Origin of the sequence: Metabacillus schmidteae (assembly GCF_903166545.1) — a bacterium.
In the GTDB taxonomy this organism is placed as follows: domain Bacteria; phylum Bacillota; class Bacilli; order Bacillales; family Bacillaceae; genus Metabacillus; species Metabacillus schmidteae.
Genome location: NZ_CAESCH010000001.1, coordinates 2157282 through 2177345, shown reverse-complemented (window position 1 = coordinate 2177345; position 20064 = coordinate 2157282). Strand labels below are relative to the sequence as shown.

The 20064-nt window shown below is 34.4% G+C and carries 20 protein-coding genes; 9 read left to right on the top strand and 11 right to left on the bottom strand.

Going from position 1 to position 20064, the window contains the following annotated elements; translation table 11 throughout:
* Positions 1-96: 96 nt before the first annotated feature.
* Positions 97-1629: a Ppx/GppA family phosphatase gene (locus HWV59_RS10370; RefSeq protein ID WP_235991704.1), complete on the bottom strand. Its 1533-nt coding sequence runs from the start codon at positions 1627-1629 to the stop codon at positions 97-99.
* Positions 1630-1818: 189 nt separating this feature from the next.
* Here HWV59_RS10370 and HWV59_RS10365 point away from each other — a divergent pair, with 189 nt between their 5' ends.
* The 3 genes from HWV59_RS10365 (at position 1819) to HWV59_RS10355 (ending at position 4471) form a co-directional block, all read left to right on the top strand.
* Positions 1819-2316, top strand: coding sequence for a L,D-transpeptidase family protein (locus HWV59_RS10365; protein ID WP_102231978.1), 498 nt, complete (start codon positions 1819-1821; stop codon positions 2314-2316).
* A 91-nt stretch (positions 2317-2407) separates the two neighbouring features.
* Positions 2408-3706 (top strand): MFS transporter, encoded by a 1299-nt coding sequence (locus tag HWV59_RS10360; RefSeq protein WP_102231977.1) that lies wholly within the window; start codon positions 2408-2410, stop codon positions 3704-3706.
* A 285-nt stretch (positions 3707-3991) separates the two neighbouring features.
* Entirely contained in the window at positions 3992-4471 is a 480-nt protein-coding gene (locus tag HWV59_RS10355) for a YkyB family protein (RefSeq protein ID WP_175638799.1), read from the top strand.
* 126 nt (positions 4472-4597) lie between these two features.
* On the opposite strand, the gene HWV59_RS10350 is transcribed toward HWV59_RS10355, so the two are convergent.
* Positions 4598-5503: a chemotaxis protein gene (locus HWV59_RS10350; protein ID WP_175638798.1), complete on the bottom strand. Its 906-nt coding sequence runs from the start codon at positions 5501-5503 to the stop codon at positions 4598-4600.
* Between the two features lie 173 nt (positions 5504-5676).
* Positions 5677-6333 (bottom strand): glycoside hydrolase domain-containing protein, encoded by a 657-nt coding sequence (locus tag HWV59_RS10345; protein ID WP_235991820.1) that lies wholly within the window; start codon positions 6331-6333, stop codon positions 5677-5679.
* A 287-nt stretch (positions 6334-6620) separates the two neighbouring features.
* On the opposite strand from HWV59_RS10345, the gene HWV59_RS10340 reads away from it, so the two are divergent.
* From HWV59_RS10340 to HWV59_RS27280, 5 genes are all read left to right on the top strand, one after another.
* Positions 6621-7907 (top strand): NCS2 family permease, encoded by a 1287-nt coding sequence (locus HWV59_RS10340; RefSeq protein ID WP_175638797.1) that lies wholly within the window; start codon positions 6621-6623, stop codon positions 7905-7907.
* Positions 7908-8005: 98 nt separating this feature from the next.
* Complete coding sequence (locus tag HWV59_RS10335; protein ID WP_102231973.1) at positions 8006-8398, top strand: hypothetical protein; 393 nt, start codon at positions 8006-8008, stop codon at positions 8396-8398.
* A gap of 239 nt (positions 8399-8637) precedes the next feature.
* Positions 8638-9627 (top strand): GGDEF domain-containing protein, encoded by a 990-nt coding sequence (locus HWV59_RS10330; RefSeq protein ID WP_175638796.1) that lies wholly within the window; start codon positions 8638-8640, stop codon positions 9625-9627.
* A 134-nt stretch (positions 9628-9761) separates the two neighbouring features.
* Positions 9762-10151, top strand: coding sequence for a transporter (locus HWV59_RS10325; protein ID WP_102231971.1), 390 nt, complete (start codon positions 9762-9764; stop codon positions 10149-10151).
* A gap of 125 nt (positions 10152-10276) precedes the next feature.
* Positions 10277-10405 (top strand): hypothetical protein, encoded by a 129-nt coding sequence (locus HWV59_RS27280; RefSeq protein WP_268921762.1) that lies wholly within the window; start codon positions 10277-10279, stop codon positions 10403-10405.
* A gap of 71 nt (positions 10406-10476) precedes the next feature.
* Here HWV59_RS27280 and HWV59_RS10320 read toward each other — a convergent pair whose 3' ends face one another.
* A complete protein-coding gene (locus HWV59_RS10320; protein ID WP_102231970.1) occupies positions 10477-10659 on the bottom strand; it encodes a hypothetical protein in 183 nt (60 codons plus the stop codon).
* A 331-nt stretch (positions 10660-10990) separates the two neighbouring features.
* Between HWV59_RS10320 and HWV59_RS10315 the strand changes: the two genes are divergently transcribed.
* Positions 10991-12142, top strand: a complete 1152-nt coding sequence (locus tag HWV59_RS10315) for an aminotransferase A (RefSeq protein WP_175638795.1) — start codon at positions 10991-10993, stop codon at positions 12140-12142.
* Positions 12143-12216: 74 nt separating this feature from the next.
* On the opposite strand, the gene HWV59_RS10310 is transcribed toward HWV59_RS10315, so the two are convergent.
* The 7 genes from HWV59_RS10310 to HWV59_RS10280 all read right to left on the bottom strand — a co-directional run bounded on the left by HWV59_RS10310 (position 12217) and on the right by HWV59_RS10280 (position 20055).
* A complete protein-coding gene (locus tag HWV59_RS10310; RefSeq protein ID WP_175638794.1) occupies positions 12217-14022 on the bottom strand; it encodes a PAS domain S-box protein in 1806 nt (601 codons plus the stop codon).
* 245 nt (positions 14023-14267) lie between these two features.
* Positions 14268-14444: a hypothetical protein gene (locus tag HWV59_RS10305; RefSeq protein ID WP_175638793.1), complete on the bottom strand. Its 177-nt coding sequence runs from the start codon at positions 14442-14444 to the stop codon at positions 14268-14270.
* 97 nt (positions 14445-14541) lie between these two features.
* Positions 14542-16638 (bottom strand): peptidoglycan D,D-transpeptidase FtsI family protein, encoded by a 2097-nt coding sequence (locus HWV59_RS10300; RefSeq protein ID WP_102231967.1) that lies wholly within the window; start codon positions 16636-16638, stop codon positions 14542-14544.
* Between the two features lie 219 nt (positions 16639-16857).
* On the bottom strand, positions 16858-17727 hold the full coding sequence (locus tag HWV59_RS10295) for an NAD(P)-dependent oxidoreductase (protein ID WP_102231966.1): 870 nt from the start codon (positions 17725-17727) through the stop codon (positions 16858-16860).
* 84 nt (positions 17728-17811) lie between these two features.
* Positions 17812-18600 (bottom strand): SDR family oxidoreductase, encoded by a 789-nt coding sequence (locus HWV59_RS10290; RefSeq protein WP_175638792.1) that lies wholly within the window; start codon positions 18598-18600, stop codon positions 17812-17814.
* Between the two features lie 96 nt (positions 18601-18696).
* The gene (gene splB / locus HWV59_RS10285) at positions 18697-19725 is read right to left on the bottom strand and encodes a spore photoproduct lyase (RefSeq protein ID WP_102231964.1); all 1029 of its coding nucleotides are present in this window, start codon (positions 19723-19725) and stop codon (positions 18697-18699) included.
* 93 nt (positions 19726-19818) lie between these two features.
* Entirely contained in the window at positions 19819-20055 is a 237-nt protein-coding gene (locus HWV59_RS10280) for a transcriptional regulator SplA domain-containing protein (protein ID WP_102231963.1), read from the bottom strand.
* Between the last annotated feature and the right edge of the window lie 9 nt (positions 20056-20064).

Sequence of the window (20064 nt, the reverse complement as noted above, 5' to 3'; positions counted from 1 at the left end):
TCATAGCATAAGGGATTAATTCAATTGTAAAATTTTTGTAAATATTTATTAAACTTTTGTAAAGATACGGTTTTTTCCTACACCCTCTCCCTAGTCTTACTTTTCTTTGGAAAATATAATTGTGATAGGCATTTTCAATAGTTTTTCTAAATGCTTTTTTTGCTTTTCAGCTTGATATTGTTCTGGCTTCCAATCATGATGACAGATAATTGTAAAAGTCAATTCATCACTATCAACATGTAAATCAATTGACTTAATAATATTTCTTTTAGTTGCATTTAAACTGTATGCAAATTTTAAGATTGCTCCAAGCATTCTATATGTATGTAATTCTTCTTTTGTAAACCATTGGCTGTATGGTGCAACATATCGTTTAAAACCTGATTTACTTGTATAAGAAGCAATTAGGGCAACAATCATACGATCTTTATGAAACAATCCATCAATTGTTCGATTTGCTAATAAATAAAATGTGTGTTGACTGCTTGATTCAGAATCTATATATGATCCTAAATTATAAACAAACGCTCCCCGTTTAAGAAATAATTCATCCTCTTTTGTAGTTGAAATAATCCCCGCTTTATTTAATAATTCTGTTATTATTACAGCACCATTTGTAACATGGAACACATGATTTAAATTGATATTATAATCTGTTGCCAGCTCATAAAAGCTTTCTTCAACAACATTTGGAAATACAGAAATCCCAAATTCCTTTGTTAATTCCTCAAAGAAAACTCCATCACGTAACCCTTTTCTACTTAAGGCAAAATGACTAGCACCTACAATACTTACTAATTGGCGAAAAACTTCTACAGCAGGGATAATAATATCTGCTCGATCTTTTGAGAGTCCTTCTACTTTTTGCAATTCGGAAAATGAAAGGGACTGAAGATATTGATTCATTTCAAAAACGTCTTCTCTGCTCATTAAATATTGATGAACACCAGCAATTGGATATGAAGCATATTCCTGATGTATTTGGACCATGTTACGTGCACTTCCGCCAATTCCAATAATCGGAAGTTCTTTACCATTAATCCAATCTAACTGGCTAAATTGCTCATAGATAAATTCACGAAGCGTTATCATTTCCATTTCAGTAGGAATATCTCCCACTATAAATTGTTTTTTTAATGACAAAGCTCCAAATGGAAAACTATGAAAATGAATAAGCTTTCTTTCATGAAAATATGTTACTTCTGTACTTCCTCCACCGATGTCAATGGTGATTCCATTATTATAGGGAGTTGTATTGACAACTGCTAAATAACCAAAATAAGCTTCTTCATACTCAGATAAAATTCGAATTGTGAAATCTGTGTTTTTTTTCACACAATCAAGGATTTCTTGTTTATTCTTTGCTTGCCTAATGGTGGCTGTTGCAACACACTTTACTTCATCTAATCTATGATGATTTGTGACTTCCCTAAAACTATGTAGAGTTTCAACAAGTACACGAATACCTTCCTTCATTAAATCCCCTTCATCTGAAAGAAAATTTCGCAAACGTGCTACAACCTTTACATTTTCTATTTCTTTTAACCTGCCGCTTTTTTCCTTTAAATAAATAACTAAACGCATTGTGTTTGAGCCGATATCAATAATTGCATATTTTTCTTTATCCAATTTTCAACCCCCTTATAATATATTTTCAAATTCAGCTGTAAATTCCTGTCTGCATCCTTTAGCAAAGAAGCAGAAACGTCTCTACCGGAATAAAAATTTAATTATTCATAAATTAATGTACATTATAACATATCCATCATAAGGTATATTAAGATTTCATGGCTAAATTATTATCAAAATGGAGTGTTGTTGATGATTCATACAGTTCAAAGGGGAGAGTCGCTGGCGTTAATTGCTGCTAATTATCGTACATCTATACAGCAGCTCATTTCTATTAATAGAATCACCAATCCAAACCTACTTTATATAGGTCAGAAGCTTACGATTCCCGGCATACCTGATCCAAGCAGTATTCCCTATACAATTGATATTTCTATTAATATGAAAAGGTTGACTCTAAAAAGAAACGGTCAGGTAATCGAAGAGTACCCTATCGCAGTTGGAAAGATAGTTACTGCCACCCCTACAGGAGAATTTGTGATTGTCAATCGAGAGCCAAACCCAGGAGGGCCCTTTGGAGTCATGTGGCTTTCATTATCCAAAATTCACTACGGTATACATGGGACAAATGATCCTTCATCTATCGGAAAGGCGGTATCACTAGGATGCATAAGGATGTACAACGAAGATGTTTTAGAGTTAGCAGCGATTGTTCCAAATGGAACTAAAGTATCAATTAGACCTTAAGTTTTTATTAAGATTTTATTAATAATGTATCTTAACGAGTAATATTACCTTATAATGACAAATGTAACAATGTCATATAAGGAGCGAACAAATGGAAATCTTTCGTAACCGAAATTTCGTGAAATTGTTTTTTGCAGCCCTATTCTCGCAAATGGGAACTACAATCGGTAACATGGCATTTGCCTTTTATTTATTAGATCATTTTAGTCATCAGCCTTCCTACGCAACAATAGCTGAGTTAATGTATTCACTGCCGACCATACTTGTGTTCTTTATCGTTGGAGTTGTTGCAGATCGCTTTGATCGAAAAAAAGTGGCCGAAAATTGCGATTGGATTCGAGCAGCCTTAACAGTCCTTCTTTTTGGTGCTCTATTCACTAATTCAGTTCCACTTATATTTCTCGTTTTATTTTTAAGAAGTGCTGTGACAAAGTTCTTTTTCCCTGCAGAAAATAGTCTTGTGCAAGGAATCTTAAATAAAGAACAGTATGCCCAAGCAGCTGGTTTAAATCAAATGCTTTTTAGTATTTTTATGGTATTTGGTGTCGGTATAGGTGCTGCCATTTATAAAACAGTTGGGATACATGGTGCGGTTATAGTGGATTTTATTAGCTTTATTTTATCTGCTCTGTTAATACGATCATGCCAAATCCCTACTTCTGCAAGACTTCCAAATGGGAAAGTCGAATGGAAAGATGTTAGTATAAAAACATCTCTTGGTGACTTCAAGGATGGTATCCTTTACATTGTTAAGAATCGATTACTATCCGTTCTAATTTTCGGATTTTTCATCTTCGGATTTTTCAATGGGGCATTTGCCATATTGCCAATGTTTACTATGAAATATGATTTGTCACCAGCAAACTATGAATGGTATGCTTCTTTATTTGCTATTTCCTTAGGATTTGGTTTATTAATCGGCAGTGGGTTAGGAACATTAATTGCTTCAAAATTCAAGCCACATCAATTAATGATTTTTCCGATTTTCTTAACTAGCCTTCTCGTATTCTTTTTAGGATTTACCGATACAGTATCTATCTTTCTTGTGATCGTATTTATAATTGGGACATGCCTTGGACCAATTAATATTGCAATTGGTGGATGGATGCCAAAGATTGTTCATCCAAGACTAATGGGGCGAGTGAGTGGTTGGATTGATCCTTTAATGATGTTCGCTCAATCAATAACATTGGGTTTAATTGCCTTACTATTCCCAAAGTTTATTCAAGAAATTGATTACTTATATTACGGTATTGCATTTGTTATATTGCTCGTATCACTTTTCTATGCTTATACTCTACCAAAGCTAAGTGAAGCATTTGAACGAAAGCAAAAACTACTTCATCGCAAACAAAATAAGCAAAAAGCAAGTAATATCCCCTCAATGTAAACAAATGTATCTGCAGACTGATTTTAAGTTTAGCAGATACATTTGTTTTATTTTTCTCTTTACATACTTTCAATTTTTTATATCATAACAAACATTTTTAGAGAATTTGTACAAATCACTGGTTTATCATGCATTTTGGAGGATTTTATGTTGTTTCTCTAGTTCTGAATTTCTGTATTGATTTTTCAAAATAAATACAGAACTTGTTGCAATTTACTATTCACTAAGTATAATTTAATGTAGAAAGATATAAACTGAATGTGTAAAAAGAAAAGGAGAGAACCAATGAACGATCATAATCGACTCGATCCAAGTAACCAACAATCTACAGAAAACCTCGCACGTGCTATTTATGTTGTCAATAGACATGCAAAAACTGCACCAAATCCTAAATTTCTATATGCTTTAAAGAAAAAAGCATTATTGAAACTTGTCCACGAAGGGAAAGCAGTAAAAAAAGGACTTCATTTTTCGAACAATCCTAAATTCAGTAAACAACAATCTGATGTCCTAGTTTCAGCTGGAGAGTATTACTTTCATATGCCTCCTACAAAAGATGACTTCGATAAACTTCCACATTTAGGTTCATTAAATCAAACCTATCGAAATCCCAAAGCACATATGTCATTATCAAAAGCAAAAATTCTTCTACAAAGTTATGTTGATATGAAAGAAGAAAAAAAGCCTGCTCAAACATTTCATTCGAGAAAAACACGTACATATGAAAAGCCTGTGTTTAAAAGATTAGGTGAAAGCTACAGGTAAAAGCAGCCACTCATATACCTCCCCTTATGTAAGAGTGGCTTTTCTCCACAACCCGATCTTCACTCAATTTCTTCAATATGTATAATAAAGGCTATCATGTCCAATGGTTACATGATAGCCAATAGTTTATAATATATGTCTGTCAATTTCCTCGACAAGTTGATATATTTCAGGTTTGCTAATTTGGGCAATTGCTCCAACCATTTGTCCTTTGTGTCGGAGATCATTTGTAATTAGTGACGAAAAGATTACAACAGGTAGGATATTTAACAACTGATTTTCTTTAATTTGTTTTGTAAGATGATGTCCATCCATTTGTGGCATTTCAATATCAGTAATTAATAACTGGACTTCATCTTCTACAGCTTTTCCTGATTCTACAATTGAAGATAAATATAATAAGGCATCCTTACCATTTTCAAAAAACTCAATGTGTTGAAAACCTGCTTCGTTTAATGTTTCCTGAAGTAATTTTCTTAGGAGTGGTGAATCTTCAGCAACAACAAGCTTCTTTTCAGATCTCTCCCTTTGTCCTAATTTTTTTACATTTTCAATGTTAATACCTGATTCCGGATTTATGTCAACAACGATTTTTTCAAAATCTAAAAGTAATATCATTTGATTGTTCATTTTCACGACACCGGTAATATGGCCTTCAAGTCCTTGGTACATTCCAGAAGGTTTCTCAATGTTTTCCCAAGATATACGATGAATTTGGGTAACGGAATGAACATGAAAAACTACTTTTGTTTGATTAAATTCTGTAACAATAAACTTTTCTTCCAATGGCCTATCACTTTGTGCATAGCCTAGAGCTTTAGCTACATTTACTACTGGAAGAATTTCTCCTCTAATCTCAATTATCCCTTCCACATTTGGATGTGCATGAGGAATTTTCGTAACTTGTACAGGCTGAATAATCTCCTTAACTTTGATTACGTTTATACCAAACTTGCTTTCCCCTATACTAAATTCAACTATTTCCAGTTCATTTGTGCCACTTTCAAGTAAAATACCTTTTTGTTGTTCCATATCTATACTTCCTTCCATGAAAATACATTTGTATCTTATATATCGGCATAATTTTGAGAAATTAAAGCATTCTTTTCTTGGATATTGATAATGGAACGAAGGTGAGATATATTTATATTCCTTATAAATATGTATACTAAGTAAAGCTTGGGTTTTAATTCCAAGCTTTATCATCAATATAGAAACTTCAATACTCTTTCATCAGCCAAATTAGTATTAATTAGATCGTTATTAAAATCCCGACCATATTTCCATAACCAGACATTGGCCTTACAATTAGGAGTAACAGGATTAAATCTCGGTGCCTTTCTTTCAGATGAAATTCCTGTTTCAGTTTCAGCACTCCAAAGTATTGCTTGTAATGAAATATCATGATTTTCTTTTACTACCTGACAAAATGCCTGCGTAAAATCACCATTTTGTGAAAGATGATGAAATCCCGCTCTATAGCCTGTTGTTAATAACGTTTCCACCCACCCTCTAATCCATAATGCATTAACATTATCTAGATTCTCAATATTTGCAAATATGACAGTTTCTTGTGGAAAACCTAATCTCCTTGCATGATATACTGCATTTCTACCAGCAATTTGCGCTTGTTCATACCCTATTTCTTTATTGATGATAGTATATATCGGTAAAATCTTAATCCCTTTATTCCTAAGAAAGTTTATTTCCATTTTTGTTAAACCACTTGTTACATTAGGAATTTCAGTTAAATTTCTTCCCCAATATTTCGGTACTCCTAATTGCTTTCTTACTGTATTATAGAAATCTTGGTCTACAGTACCAACTGAATCTACTCCCCATATCTTACGTGCCAGAGACATCACACCCTTTCACTCTAAGCTCTATACATATATATGTGTGTTGATAGTTGTCTAAGGCATATTAACAAATAAAGTTTGATCTTTTTCATTTTTCACAGAGAAACATCCTTTGTTTTCAAGGTCAATAACAAACCCAATCCATAAGCATATTACATGTTTCAACTACTTTTATGCCATCATAATAAAAAATAATGCAAAGTTGTGACACTCCTGATATAATCCATTTGTAAATCGTTATGTACGGTTTATGGGTTGGGTTGAGGGTTACAACTTAAGGAAGGTAAACATTGGATAAATTCTTTCGATTAAATGAAAACAAAACATCTATAAAAAGGGAATTACTCGCTGGTACAGTCTCCTTTTTTACAATTGTCTACATAGTTGTTGTAAATGCATCTATATTATCAGATGCAGGAATACCACTTGAGGCTGGCATTATCGCAACTGTTTTAACTTCAATAGCCGGCTGCCTTATTATGGGTTTTTTCGGAAACACTCCAATTATTCTTGTACCTGGTATGGGTGTCAATGCTCTTTTTACTTACACGATTGTTAAGGGAATCGGGCTAACGTGGCAAGAAGGTTTAGCCGTTGTATTTATTTCCGGCATCTTGTTTACTTTAATCGCCTTCACGAAGCTGTCTGTCATTATTTCAGAATCTATTCCTCTTTCATTAAAAGAAGCGATAACTGTAGGTATTGGTTTCTTTTTAACATTTATCGGATTGCAAAAAGGCGGAATTGTAGTTCTTAATTCAGATACCTTTGTGGCATTAGGTGATTTTAGTCAACCCTCAGTAATAGTGACACTCTTGACATTAATAATTACTGTTGGCTTATTTACTAGACAAGTGCCTGGTAGTTTCCTAATCAGTATTTTTGCCGGTACAGTTTTTGCTGCATGTTTTGGCTTACTGGAATTTGATTTTTCTACACAACCACTTGAAGCTTTTAGTGTCTATAAAGACGTCTTATTTGCCATGTCTTTTAGCCGTATCCTGGATTTTGCATTTTGGACAGCGACTTTTTCTCTAACTATGGTTATTGTCTTTGAAAACATAGGTTTAGTATTTGGTCAGGTTCATATGATAAATCGTCCTGATCGCTATAATCGTTCCTTTCAAGCTAATGCTTTATCTACTATTACATCTGGTATTTTCGGTTCTAGTCCAACTGTTAGTACAGTTGAAACAGCCGCCGGGATAACTGCTGGCGGAAGAACAGGCTTAACTTCCATCACAACAGGTTTACTTTTTTTAAGTTCATTAGTGCTTTTACCTATTATAAAAATAATTCCTGACAATGCAATTGCACCAATTCTCATCTTAATTGGGAGCTTAATGATCCAAAATATACAACATATTGATTTAAATGATTTTAGTGAAAGTTTTCCTGCGTTTCTGATCATTGCACTAATTCCATTTACCTACAGTATTGTGGATGGTATGGCATTTGGTTTTATCATGTACCCTATTTTAAAAGTCATCTTAAAAAGAAAAGATGAGGTAAAGCCGTCTCTCTATATCATCGCTTTGCTATTCTTATTAAATTTTGTTTTCCATACTCTTCATTAAGACAGACATTTGTCTGTTTTTTATTTTTTATTTCGTATAGAATTCACACCTTTTCACAAAATAGTAATACTGTACAAATTACACGCTAGAGGTGAAAAATGAAGAGATATGTCGTATTCTTATTAACACTATTATTGATGACAGCATGCAATAATGTGAACGGGGATGAAGCAACAAGTAATCATCAAGAAGAGGGGTTACTCCAAACAGGCAATGATCACGTAACAACTAATGATGATATACTTGTAGAAGCAAGAGAGGAAATAAATTATGACAATGATCGTGATCCACTTCACCCTACTCAGGCAGAGGAATTAGTGAAAGAAAAGCTGGGAGTAAAAAGAGATAAAAACACAATTGTACAATATGATCATGTAGAAGATGGAAATTACATTGTACATGTCTATTCTCTTGAAGGTAGTCGTGAAAATAGTGAAGCTTGGTATATGGTGAATTTGCAAACAAAAACTGTCGAGACACTTATTCGTTAGATTTAAATATAATAGGGCAGCTCTATAAATAGAGCTGCCCTATTAATGATTCAAATATTTGAAACCTCTCTGTCCTCCACTTCACATAAACACACTTTAAAAACACTCAGCTAAATAGTTCTAAATACCTGAACCCTACTTTCAATATAAACTTTTACATAAATTTAACAAAAATAAGACTTGTATATAGTAAAATGGAATTATATCTATTAGCGTTTTTTATTTAGGAGTCGTGGAAAATGGTAACCATTGGAGATATTAGTGAAAAAGTCCCTATAGTTTCTTCAGATACCCTAAGTTCTGAAGTTAATTCGATCTTTGAACATACACCAAACTTGGAGGGGATCGTAATTACAAATGACGATCAACCAGTTGGTCTTGTCATGAAAACACAATTTTACCAAAAAATCTCCACAAAATATGGATTTGATCTTTTTATGGGAAGGCCAATTAAATTGATTATGGATCGATCTCTACTTGTTGTAGATCATACCGAATCAATAACTAGTGTAAGCTCAAAGGCAATGAATCGATTACAAAAACACTTATATGATTATGTTGTTGTTATAAAAGAAAATCGATTTTGGGGTATTGTCAGTATTAAAAACCTCCTCATTAAACTCGCAGAAGTGCAGGTCAATCAAGCTATGTATACAAACCCTTTGTCAGGTTTGCCTGGCAATAAATTTATTGAAGAAAAGATGTCGGAAGTATTTCAAAATAATATAACTTCCTTCTCTTTTCTATATATCGATTTAGATCACTTTAAAGAATACAATGATACCTATGGTTTTAAAAAAGGTGATTTATTGATAAAGGAAGTATCAAATTTATTGAATAAAAATGTACTACTTCATGATGAATCCCTTTCTTTCATTGGACACATAGGTGGTGATGACTTTGTTGTCATCCTTCCACATCACGATTATGAAGAAATTTGCAAGAGTATTGTTACAGAATTCGACATGAGGATTGTCCAGTTTTATCATGAAGAAGATTGGAAAAATAAGTATGTCTTTACAAAAGACCGCAATGGTCAAGAATGTAAGATACCATTGGTCTCTCTCTCAATTGCAGTGATAACAAACGAACAAGAGTTACTTGAATCAATGGAGGATGTAAGTATACTCGCTGCTGAAGTAAAAAAACGATGCAAAACAAAAGATTATAGTTGTTTCATGAAATATGAGGGGTCAATTGTTGAAAAATGTTATAGCTCTGATTGCTAACATTAATAACTACCTGACTAACCAATTAGTTTAATCTCTCTTCATAAGAAGTCTTTCATTTTGAATGTGGACATTCACCTATTTTGAGCATACGCATATTGTAAACGTGAAGGTCTTATGAGAGGAGCTTTTACATGTATCCATATGATTACCGTCAATTTTCAGTCCCTGGATTTCCACCATTTGGTCCTCCAAGCGGTGGTTTCGATCAACAACCGCCATTTGGACCACCTGGTTTTCAAGGGGGCCCTGGTCAGGCCGGTCCACCTCAAGGACCACCACCAAGTCAGATTCCTCCCCAACAATCTCAAGGTCAGGTAGGAACGTTCGCAGTAGATCCAGGTGGAATTCGCAGATGTTTATATCGCTTTACGTACATTCGCTTAAATAATGGTCGTGCCTTTTGGTTCTATCCGACATTTGTAGGTCGTAATTCAGTTGCTGGTTATCGTTGGAGAAGAAATCAATTTCGCTGGGTTTACTTTGGTATAGACTTAGATCAAATTCGCTCGTTTAGTTGCTAACTAATCTACTGTACCTCACGATTGTTGGCTCATCCCTCTTCAATAGTGAAAAATTGCAAAAATAAAATGAATGCTATTTGTACAAAGTAATGTAGAAAGTTAAATTTACAGGGGGGACCATTTACGTGACTAAACGTAATATTAAAACCAAATCTGGACTTCAAACAGCAAAACCTATTACTGATCCTGAGATTTCGAAAGATATTACATCAATTAATAAAAAAGCAGAAAAAACTCGACCACAAAATCAATAAAATTTTAAATTTTAGATCGTACAAAAAGGTTCTCATCTACTGTATACCGTAGCCATGAGAACCTTTACCATTTAAAGTTCGTAAGCATATTTAGATAATAAAGCCTGTCTTCTCTTCGCTTGTAAAATAATTGTTTGAATTTCATTTTTATAAAATTTAATATGTGCACTTGTTAGGGCAAATAGCATTTCATTCTCAAGTCTTTCAATCAACGCTTGTTCCTCTATGGTTAATAATGTTTTTTCTTCATTCATCATTATCACCTCAATAGTAAAATGTTAATATAGTATTCGCTAGGTTGATCAACTCTGTGGGGGTAATTTCAACCAAAAGCTCAAACACTATCTTATTGCTCAAAGTTGTTGAAAACGTTTTTTAACAACTCCCTCTATTGGTCATAACATATATACCCTTTCATTCCAATCGCTAAACATCAACATAATAATGAAATTATCAAATCTTTTTAAAAATTTAATTTAAAAAAATTATAGAAAAAGATGACATGTCATCTAAAAATGATAAAATTACTCCTAGATATTTATTTTATACGAGCATTATTGGTTACGATCTATAGGAGGATTTAAAATGGAACATTTAGTTAATTCTAAAGTAAAAGAGATAGAACTTTCCGGTATTAGAAAATTCTTTAACCTTGTAGCAGATTATGATGATGTCATATCTCTTACAATAGGACAACCTGATTTTCCAACACCCGAGCATGTGAAAAAAGCTGGAATAAAAGCAATTGAGGATAATTTTACTACTTATACACACAATGCAGGATTTATCGAATTACGAGAAGCTGCAAGTCAATTTGTAAACAAAAAATATGGCTTATCCTATTCACCAGTTAATGAAATCATTACAACGGTTGGCGCAAGTCAAGCAATAGATTGCACGTTCCGTACAATTCTTGAGACTGGGAGCGAGGTTATTTTGCCAAGTCCTGTGTATCCCGGATATGAGCCACTGATAAAACTTGCAGGTGGTACTCCTATCTATGTTGATACAACAAAAACTGACTTTAAACTAACTGCTGAACTTTTAACTCCTTACATTACAGAAAAAACTAGATGTATTGTTCTTCCTTATCCGTCCAATCCAACGGGAGTGACACTATCTAATGATGAATTAAGAGACATAGCAGAGCTTATAAAAGGAAAAGACATATTTGTTTTATCTGATGAAATATACAGTGAGTTAGTTTATGAAGGAACACATCACTCTATTGCGACCCATTTAAGAGATCAAACCATTGTTATCAATGGTCTATCAAAATCACACAGTATGACAGGCTGGAGAGTTGGCTTCCTATTTGCACCAGAGGATATCGCAAAACATTTATTAAAGGTCCATCAATACAATGTTTCCTGTGCGACATCTGTGTCTCAAAAAGCAGCCTTAGAAGCTTTAACGATAGGGATAGATGATGCAAATGATATGAAATATTCCTACAAAGATCGTTTAGATTATGTGTATAGTCGATTAATACAGATGGGATTTGATGTAGTAAAACCAAATGGAGCCTTTTATTTGTTTCCTAGTATTAGCCAATTTAAGCAAACGTCTTTCGAATTTGCATTGTCACTAGTTAAAACAGCCGGAGTTGCTTTAGTGCCTGGAAGTGCTTTTTCGGAATATGGAGAAGGTTATGTACGATTATCTTATGCTTATTCTATGGAGCAATTAACAGAAGCGATGGACCGGATGGAAAACTACATCATGAATCTGAAATAAATATATAGAAAATTTTTATACCGTTAACCTTCTGAAACAGCGGCACATGCCGTTGTTTCAGCATAACGAAATATTTACTCACATGGCAATATGATTGTAAATATACTTCCTTTTCCTACTTCACTTTCAATATACATATGTCCGCTATGGTTCTCAATTATTTTATATGTAATCATTAATCCAAGACCATTTCCATTTTCCTTCGTTGTTAAAAATGGTTCACCTATTCTCCTCATAAATTCAGGAGGAATACCTTCACCTTCATCAATTACAGTAATTTTTACAGATTGATTGAGTAGTTCAGTCTTTACTGTTACTTTTCCACCTTTAGGCATTGCATCTATCGCATTTTTGAATAAATTTATAAACACTTGTTTTAATTGATTTTGATCACAATTAATAAGTAAATCAGAAGAGATATGCTCCTGAATAAAGGTGACATTGTTCATATTCCCTTGAGTTTCTAAAAGAATTGCAACATCATTGAGTAGTGTAACCAAATTCGTTTTCCTAAACTTCGTTTCTTGTGGCTTTGCTAACATGAGGAGCTCACTTAATATCATTTCTATTCTATTGAGTTCCGAGAAAATGATATGAAAATATTGACTATGATTAGATATATCTGGTTGCATGATCTGTAGAAATCCTTTAATAGCTGTTAGTGGATTACGAATTTCATGCGCAATGCCGGCTGCTAATTGTCCAGCAATAGATAATTTTTCGGATCTAAGCATTAACTCTTCAGTTTTTTTACGGTATGATATGTCTCGCAAAATCACCTGAACTGCCTTATCTCCGTAATATGTGGTTGGAATACATACCATTTCAGTATAGATGATCTTACCATCGGAAATTACCCAGGATTGCTTTGTAACCTGTACATCAGACGCTCCATCTAAAATACACTTCAATGAATTTCTCATTGTTTGATGATCATCTTGATGTAAAAATTCATAAATATTGCGACCCAACATGTCAGGATAATCTTCTGCCTGAAAAAGATTCACACCAGATTTATTCATAAACACCCATTTATCCTTATGGATAACGGCTATTGTATCAATTGAATTGTCAATCAGTCTTTGATACCTTTCCCTGCTCTTTTGAAGTATTTTTTGAAAATTCCTTCTCGAGGAGATATCATTCATAACCACAAGCTCAGCTGGTTCCCCTTTATATCTCGTTAGCGAAGCCATAATCTCCAGACTTATTTCACGACCATCTAATGTGTACCAGATTTCTTCAATTATACCGATTTTCTCTCCATTATATAAACGAAATTCCCTGTTCTTTACCACATCATGATATCCTTTATCTGTAAAATCAAACGTATGTTTCCCAATTAGTTGTTCCTTAGAAACCGCTCCTAATAAATCCTGAAACTCTTGATTGACAAAACAAAGTTTTCCTTTTTTTGATATAAAGACGGGAGTTGGCAAATCCTCTAATAATATTCGATTTTGATTTGTAATTGCTGTATCAGTTTGTTGATTTATGACATTCTGTTCTGTTTGATCCTTGTTAGCAGCTTTTTTAGTTAGTAATTTCATTTTGAGAATAATCTCTTGCTCAACATGCTCAACCTTGCTCCGGATAAAATCCAGGGTCGCCTCAAACCACACATATCTCCCTGACTTAGTAAAAAAACGAAATGAACAAGGATGAAGATGATGCTCGTTATAAAAGTAGCTTTCTACTAAGAAAAGATCTTCAATATGAATAAACTCCTTCATGTATTTCCCGATCAATTCGGAACTTAAGTAGCCAAGTAATTCTAATGAATTGGACGAAATATATTGGAAGCGGCCATTTGAAGAGACAACAGCATATAATTCTAAAGACTGACTCACTTCCTCTTGATTTATTAAGCCTTTTTCCATTAGCTCTCAACCCTTTCCATGACCTCTATACTAGTCCATTAGTTTTATATAACGAACATATTGCTTGTTTTTAACTTTACCTATTCGATCCATATAGTAAGAAATCCTTTTTAATCCGCATATTTCTTTAAAATAAGTTTACATGGTTCTGGAAGTTTGTCAATCTATCAAATTTCATTATTCTATTCTTTTTATTATGTTAAGCATAGCCCTCAATAAAAAGACTTGGTCTATAGCCAAGTCTTTTACCCTTTATATTCTCCATTATTTTTAGATGCTTTTTCTTTTTTCGCCTTATCTTTATGAACTTTATTTGCTGCTGCACTTCCAAATTCATGGCTAAATTCCGAATCAATGACACTGGAATCAAAGCCCTTTTTATTTTTCTGCTGCGGGTCATTCTTTTTTGTTCGTTTTGCCAATTTACTTCACTCCTTTTACACGTTTATCTTTATTCTGCGATAGCTGGAGTTAAATATGTGATAAATAAATTGCCATGAATAGAAAAAAGAAGAGGAATTATTCCTCTTCTTTTCTTAATTTTTCAGGATCAATTTCAGTTGTTGTAACATATTTTTCTTGTAGGTCGATATAAGCCTTAACAATTCTGTTAGCAATATGTTTGTTTACAGCATCACCGTCATTGCTTGCCCATGGTACAACAACACTGAATGCTACTTCTGGTTTATCTGCTGGATAATAACCTACAAAGTTGAGATTGTTGGTTTGTTTTCCCCAATATTCACGTTTTGGACCATAGTAGTTTGTTTGTGATGTCCCTGTTTTGCCTGCAACATCATAATCAATATAAGCTGAGGCAGTACCACGTGCTGATTGAACAACCATTTTAAATCCTTGTTGAACTCGTTCAATCTCTTCTGGAGTATTGTTTATGCGATTTAACACAGAAGGTGACTTATCTACTGCTATTGGCCCTAGTGTTGATTCTTCAACTGGAGAATGGATACTTGTGACGATTCGCGGTTTAACACGTGAACCCCCATTTGCAATAACAGAAACATATTGCGCTAATTGAAGCGGTGTATACGTATCAAACTGGCCAATTGCTATGTCTAAAATCTTACCAGCCCTATCAGGTGTACTTATTAAACCAGCTGATTCCTGAGGCAAATCAATACCAGTTGGAACTCCTAGGCCAAATTGGGCAAAATAATTACGAAGCTTTTGGAAGTCTTCCATTGATATATTTAATGGACCATGTGGAACATATTCCACACCTGCAATTCTTAAGGCCACACGGAACATATAAACATTTGATGACCGTTGCAAAGCAGTTAAGTCAGTCATATAACCTAGGGTACTATACGAACTTTTAGAAGGAGTCCCTTTAAAATACATTGTTTTATCAACATACCCTTGACCGATAGGCATTCCATCTTGATATCCAGAAAGCACAGTGGCACCCTTTACAGTAGACCCAGCTTCATATTGAGTTGCGAAGGCCCCATAAGCAAAGTCAAGCATTTCTCCGCCACGATTCTCAGGATTAAGCATCTTACCGGACATGGCTAAAACATCACCTTGATAAGGATCCATCATAACAACAAATGCCCGGTCCATCAGGAAGTGACTTCCACTGGCCTTGCGAAGCTCGTCTTCAATGATTTTTTCAACTTCCATCTGCAATTCCATATCAAATGACAGTTTCAAATCGTATCCACGTTGACCTTTATCAACAACTTGCTCTGAAACAATGTTTCCGCTATTGTCTGATATATATTCGATTTTTGCTTTTCTAGGATTTAAGTAATCCTCATATTGATATTCAAGATAACTTCTTCCTACTCGTTCATTTTTTGCATATCCTCTTGCACTATAGTAATCCTCACGTGATTGTAGAATACCTTGTTCGGCAGAAGTTACTCCACCGAAGATTGTTTGTAATGAATCGTATGGATATTCACGTGCCCAGTCTGTAATCACATCTACCCCTGGAAGCTGTTCTAAATGTTCAGCAACAACCGCAACTTCTTCTTCTGTTAAATTCAACGATTTTACAACTTGTGGTTCATATTGGTAACCTGAAGAAAAACGTGTATAAATATAAGCGAGCTCCTTATCTTCCAGGCTGTTTTGTATTTTATTAATTTCAGCTTCTGGTACACGCTCTACTTGCAATTTATACGTTTCAGACGGATCTAACTCCAATTCGCTCTCAGTTAATAATTCTTTTGCTTCCGTTGGATTTGAGGCTAACCAAAAATCACGGATATCACGCTCTTTAAGCTCTTCTTCTAAGTATTCGGGTTCATAACTAATATACTCTGCAAGCTTAATTGCCGTATTGATTTTGTCTTCCGCTTTTGTTGTTTTATCAACTGTATAGGTAATAGCTGGTACCCTTTTGTTATCAACGACAACTCGGTTGTATCTGTCATACATTTTTCCCCTTGGGGCAGGAAGACTTGCATAATCAGACTCTGTTCTTGAAACTTCCTTCGTAAATTCTTCCCCTTGAACGATTTGAACAACTCCTAATCGTACAATTAGCGCAACAAATAATAGGAAAACAACAAAAAAGAACACATTGGTCCTAATATACCTTGATTTCCTTAGCTTTCGCTGCTCTGATTTACTTGTGTTTTGTTCTGTCAAAGAACTCCCTCCTATCTACTGGTTTTCTATATAAATAAATAATTTATTATTTTTAGGCTACCCTTTATTTTACCATTAATATAACTGAAGAGATAGGTTGCTTTATGACATTCATGTGAAAGACATAGAAAAGGCTGTCCTTTGTTTGGACAACCTCATTATTTAGACGATATTATTTAAGAAAAAGTTACAAATAAAGAGCATATTTGTCTTTTTTCATCATTTTTCATCCCATAATTTCACTAATGCTTGAGTACCTTTATCTTTATATCCAGCTTCAGCAAGTTGCTCATATAGTTTATAAGCTAGTTCCAAGCCAGGAGTATAGAGATCCATTGCGTTTGATTCGTCAATCGCGATGCCCATATCTTTTATAAAGTGCTTGATAAAAAATCCAGGCTCAAAATCCTCCGCTAACATACGTGGAGCCAGATTGCTTAATGACCAACTTCCAGCTGCACCAGTAGTAATACTTTTTAACACATTGGCAGGTTCAAGCCCAGATTTCTTTGCATAAGAAATAGCTTCACTAACGCCGATCATTCCCGATGCAATTGCAATTTGATTACACATTTTTGTATGTTGTCCAGACCCGGCTTCTCCTTGATAGACGATGTTTTGGCCCATCTTTTCTAAGAGAGGAAGGCAGGTATCAAAAGCGTGCTTTTCACCACCAACCATAATGGCCAAACGTGCTTCTCTTGCACCAATGTCTCCTCCAGATACAGGTGCATCAAGCGAATGAATTTCTTTACTATTAGCCTGTTCATAAATTCTTTTTGCTAATGAGGGTTGTGAGGTTGTCATATCAATTACATATGTACCAGGCTTTGCGGAAGAAAGAATTCCTTCCTCTCCTAAGTATACTTCTTCTACATCCTTTGGATAGCCAATCATCGTAATAATGATTTCACATTCCTTTGAAAGTTCACTTATGGAATCAATCCAAACAGCACCCAAATTGACAAGTTCTTCTGCTTTTTGCTTAGTTCTAGTATAAACACTTAAAGGATAGCCTGCTAGTAATATATGTTTAGCCATGCTTTGACCCATAACACCCAGTCCGATAAATCCAACCTTTTGTTTCATTGTAACTCCTCCTAAGGAACTTTTAAGTGTGATTGTAACAGTAAATAGACCTTAACTTTGTTATCTAGAAATCCCGGCCAGAAATTAGATTGACTTGACCATTCCCCCATCAACCAAGAAGGTTTGACCAGTCATATAACTGTTATGTTCAGACAAAAGAAACGCAACATAATTTGCAAATTCCTCTGGGGAACCGTATCGTTCCAACGGAATCGTTTTTCTCATTTTATCTTCCATTTCTTCCTTTGAGATTCCTTGCTTTTTTGCTGCAGTTTCATCTAAAAACGCTACACGGTCTGTTGCAATTCGACCTGGCGCCACAGTATTTATTAAGATATTGTAAGGAGCCAGTTCAGTTGCTAATGTTTTAGATAACCCAACAATGCCTGTTCGAAATGTATTAGATAATATAAGCCCTGGAATAGGCTCTTTTACAGATGAAGAGGCAATATTGACAATTTTCCCTCCACTTTTTTTCATATGTGGTAAAACCTCTCTTATCATCCGAATATAGCTAAGGAGATTTAATTCAAACGCATGCTGCCAATCCTCATCTGTCATTTGCTCAAAAGTACCTGCAGGAGGTCCTCCAGCATTATTAACCAAAAGATCAATAGAACCAAGTTCTGTTACTGTACTTGAAACTAATTTTTCAATTTCCAGCTTATTCTTAATATCACAAGTTTGAAAAGAAATACGTTGATTTTCATTTTCACCTTCAAGCTTAGCCTTTATCTTTGCTAACTTGTCTTGGTCACGGCTAGCCAACATCACATTTGCACCTTGTTCATAAAGTTTTTCCGCAATGGCTTTTCCTAAACCTTGGCTTGAAGCAATGACTAATGCATTTTTACCTTGTAAATTTAGATCCAAAATATCCACCCCTAATGTTTAATTATAACTTATTTTACCATTATATATATTGTGTGTTAAAACAAAAACTCCCATCATAGGATGAGAGTTGAGCTTTTAAGTAAAATATTCAACTTTTGCTGTAGGAAAATAATGAGCAACATAGTCTTCAAGTGTTTCTCTAAGGTCTTGTTCTTGATCTTTTGGATATATATACTTCCCAATGCCATATCTGCCCCATTTATATCTTCTTTCCTCTTCATTTAACTCAAGCTTTGTTTTAGGATAGTTTTTTTGAATCACTCTTTTGGCAGGCTTTGTAAACCGATGCTGAATCATCTCAAAAGTAATATCATCACGGACTTCTTTTGGAAGTGAGGCATCAAGCTTTTCAAATAACACCTTGTATCCTTCTTGCCACCCTTCATGGATATATATAGGAGCGACAATAAACCCTAAAGGATATCCGGCTTTTGCTACTTTTACTGCTGCTTCTATTCGCAGATCCAGCGGCGATGTTCCCGGTTCAAAGTTTTTTATGACATAATCTGCATTTATACTAAAACGAAATCGAGTTCTTCCATTATGTTTTGCATCAAGCAGGTGATCAACATGATGAAACTTTGTCACAAATCGAAGTCTTCCCATATCAGTTTGGCCAAAAAATTCGATTGCTGATTTCAGTGAGTGAGTAAGGTGATCGATTCCAACAATATCTGATGTACACGACGCTTCAAAGCGAGTGACTTCTGGAGCACGTTGCTCCATATAATGTTGAGCTTGTTCAAGTATTTCATCAACATTCACATATGTCCGTATATATGGTTTACTTCCCATTGTTGTTTGCAAATAACAATAGTGACAATGACCCATACATCCTGTTGCTAAAGGAATTGCATATTCTGCAGATGGTTTTGAGCTATCAAATTCTAATGTCTTCCTTACACCTACAACTAGTGTTGATTTTGCATTTCGATATTGTTGTAAGTGATTTTTTCCGGGTATATTTCGTACCTGGTTATGAGAGGTCGTTTCTCTAATTTCCAACCCCATTTTTTCGAATTTTTCTTTTAATTCAACACCACGTGGGAATTCTAAAGCTCTTGGCTCTATATAAACTAATTGTGGAACAAACGGTTTAATCATGTTAGTACCTTCCTTTATAAAAGTCACTAAAAAAGTTATACATCATTAAATTTTGCATTTCGTTCCACACTTAGTCTAAAAAATAATTTCCTATTAGTCATACTGTTGATAATTGAATAATTGATTGTAAAGTTCTTCGGCTTCTTTAAAGCTAGAAAAAACAGCATCATCTTCTTCAAGCGGATGGTATGCATCATGAAGAAACAGAGCAAGCTCTTGGTTGTCGTTAGGATGTTCAACTATCTCTGCCTTTTCAATATTTGCCACATTTACAGCATGCGGATTCCTGTAGATCACATAAACCTCTTCTCCTACTTTAAATTCATTCATAAGGCACCT